Here is a 357-nt window from a genome sequence, read left to right on the forward strand (position 1 = left end):
CCATATGCCCACGAAGGCCAGCGTGACGGCGGCCGTCACGATGGCGATCGCACGGTGATCCAGCACCCGGAACAGCCCGTAGCCGACCCCGATGCCGACCACCAGCCCCGGTACCAGCAGCCGGAGGTCAGGCTTCGACCACGTGGAGGGCTTCCAGTAGCGCAGGCCGAACAGGTCCATCGCGATAAACAGCGGGGCGAGCAGTCCGCCCGCCGTCACCGGGTCCATCACCAGCGACAGCAGCGGAATGCCGACGATGGCAAAGCCGCCCCCGAAGGCCCCCTTCATGAAGCAGATCAGGAAAACCCCGGCGAAGGTGACGAGAATGGTGGTGGTGTTCAGTTCCATGGTGATGCG

1 protein-coding gene is annotated in these 357 nt (G+C 65.5%); it reads right to left on the minus strand.

Annotation, left to right across the window (positions count from 1 at the left end; all coding sequences use genetic code 11):
• Positions 1 to 357, minus strand: a 357-nt coding sequence (locus AC1DBD_RS18025) for a TSUP family transporter (RefSeq protein WP_476982758.1), incomplete at both ends; no start/stop codon positions are given.

The organism is Arthrobacter sp. 10T419, assembly GCF_056394105.1.